General features: G+C 53.2%; 3 protein-coding genes. All 3 read right to left on the bottom strand.

Annotated features, from left to right (window positions below; all coding sequences use genetic code 11):
• Positions 1-177: 177 nt before the first annotated feature.
• Positions 178-633, bottom strand: coding sequence for a hypothetical protein (locus tag CA13_RS34160; RefSeq protein WP_146404789.1), 456 nt, complete (start codon positions 631-633; stop codon positions 178-180).
• Positions 634-742: 109 nt separating this feature from the next.
• A complete protein-coding gene (locus tag CA13_RS34155) occupies positions 743-1,321 on the bottom strand; it encodes a hypothetical protein (protein ID WP_146404786.1) in 579 nt (192 codons plus the stop codon).
• A gap of 494 nt (positions 1,322-1,815) precedes the next feature.
• Positions 1,816-2,298, bottom strand: a complete 483-nt coding sequence (locus tag CA13_RS34150) for a hypothetical protein (protein ID WP_146404783.1) — start codon at positions 2,296-2,298, stop codon at positions 1,816-1,818.
• Between the last annotated feature and the right edge of the window lie 34 nt (positions 2,299-2,332).

Below are 2,332 nucleotides of genomic sequence, written 5' to 3'. Positions count from 1 at the left end.
TCGGACCAAACGATTGCCAGCGGATCATCGACAACGCACCGATAGCAGAGCACAAATCGCCCGGAGTGTGATAACGGTAGGCATAACCGAGTGGCGGCGAACGATTCACCACTTCAAAAACCACGACTCCGCCACTTCGGTTCATGCCATGGTTCTGTCTTTGATTGTTGCGGCAACTCAGGGCGAGGTCCAGTGAAATTCTGATCCGAAATCTTCTGGATCATCGCGCAACGCCTTCAGTGAATCATCCATGACCTTACGAATTTCCCCTTCAAGTGTTTCGTGGTTTCGTCGTTGTGGGGCTAGGCCGATCCAAAATATGTAAACGCCGATTCGAATCTGCTGATCTTCCGAACCGCCGTCGTTGGAAGAATCGCCGATCGGTTGTTCGCTCGGAGCCTGTCGGCCCATATCGATGCTGAGCATGTATTCGTCCGGATCAGCACGAAAGTCGCGCAACGCAGAATCGAGGAAGTTTCGATATTTTGACTCGATTGCATCGATGTCCTTTGACCGGAGCCATGAATTGTAGATCGAGCTTCTGATGGAAGCGCCGAACATGTCTGCGTGCTGACGGATGATCGCACTTGCACGCTCGACTGACGCAGGATCATTTGGATCCATCGCGACCATGTGAAGCTCCTAGGGTTCTTGATGACAGAACGTCACGGATCACGCGGTCGCCGCAAACGACTGACCACTTCAAACAACTCAACGCGGCGACTCGTCGTGCATCCGATTGTTATGCCCATTGTCCTCGACGTAGATCAGCAATCAAGTCCGAGACTTCGGGATCAACGGGAGTGGTGTTGCGAAATCTGGCCTGCGAATGCGGTATCAGTAATTCGCGTTCAGGGGCGGCATAGTGCCATGGGAAGACCTCGAGGTGAAACGGGCCATCGTCATCATTAAGCGAATCATACTGTTCGCGCATTTGAGATAACGATTCCAAGAACGTACCATCGGTGATCAACGCACGCCCTTCCGACAGGCGATCAGTGAAGAAATGTGGGCGGTGTTCTTGTAGGTGCGAAGCATCATTGACTAGCCAAGTTTCGGCTGTCATCGCCATGCTGTCGGCGCGAAATGCACGTGCGGCAAGGCAGTGCGTGAATATTCTTAGCAAGCCTGATATTGATAGATTGTAGTTCCAAGCTGGCTGTAGATAGCCGTTGCGGCCGATCCGGAGCGCCTCGTGAGCGAGCAGAAATGCCGAGTACAAGTCGATGTTGTCATCACGTAGACGATCTGAAACGTAGAAGCGGAGATCATCCGCTTGGACCAATGGATGATCGCAAATCTTGGGGCGTAATGTTCTCATTGGCATAACGTCACCGTTCACCGGGCCGCGGCAAACGACATTGATTTCAGAATCCGCGCGGCCGCGGCTTCCGTGTGCAACGGATGGTTATCCGTGGTGAATTTAGGTGGAAGGTGGAATGCCAGTTTACGTTCCAAAGCAAGACCGAGAAAGCCGATGGTAACCGGAGATTGCTCGCGCAAGCCATCAGGACGTTCCGTCGTCGAGCAACGAATGTCGTCCGAGCACGCCGATCGTCGGTGCGAGGAGGCTCGCGCAAGCCATCAGGAGATTGGAAGGTCGAACCAGAAAAGTTGTCCGAGGGAATGGTTCGTCGGGTATATCGTTCACCGGCATCAGCCGCAAGCCAGTGTTGTGACGCCAAGGCCCAACACCAGCATACCGATCGGCGTTGATCGGATAACGATAGGGATCAGCGGGCGGCGGGAGTTGACCTTGAACTCGCGAGAAACCGCACCACCGCCGCTCCGTTGCATCCCATGGTTCTGCCAAATCTATCCGTCAAATTGCACGTGCGTTGGACAGAATTTGCAGTCAAATTCGAGCAACAGGTCAAGGTAATATATCGGATGTCCAGCATAGATCAGACGGAAGCCATCCGTGAAAAATATCTCCGATTCGAGAACCCAATTCGCGAACAGTTGCTCCTCGCTAGCTTTCCAGCGATCGTACCCGGTGTATTCTCCGAGCTGGGCAATACCAGAACTGTGAAGTTTGAATATTCCGTCAGTACCAAGAGCCTGAAGCTTGGTATGAATCTGCTCGGCGGTGTTCAGCAACGAACGGATTTGCTTTTCGGCGCCATCGGGGTAAGGCCAATCGAAATCTGGGTTGAGAACAATGCGAACCTTGTTGTCGCCCGCCGTGAGGACAGACTCGAACGTACCGCTTCGTTCGACCGATCCAGCTATCCCGAACTCGGACTCCCGCAGCGTTAGGTGCCCGAAGACCTTTGAATCAATTCCCGTTGGAAGCATCGGTCACCATCGAATGCTTGTTTCTAATTGGCAG

This window comes from Novipirellula herctigrandis, assembly GCA_007859835.1.
GTDB lineage: Bacteria > Planctomycetota > Planctomycetia > Pirellulales > Pirellulaceae > Novipirellula_A > Novipirellula_A herctigrandis.
The sequence above is the reverse complement of the archived record's forward strand: the minus strand, read 5'-3'. Positions and strand labels throughout refer to the sequence as shown.

What these genes read in the sequence shown, in the direction of transcription:
- CA13_RS34160 (WP_146404789.1), bottom strand. Translation starts at nt 633, where the DNA reads ATGGTCGCGATGGATCCAAATGATCCTGCGTCAGTCGAGCGTGCAAGT.
- CA13_RS34155 (WP_146404786.1), bottom strand. Translation starts at nt 1,321, where the DNA reads ATGAGAACATTACGCCCCAAGATTTGCGATCATCCATTGGTCCAAGCG.
- CA13_RS34150 (WP_146404783.1), bottom strand. Translation starts at nt 2,298, where the DNA reads ATGCTTCCAACGGGAATTGATTCAAAGGTCTTCGGGCACCTAACGCTG.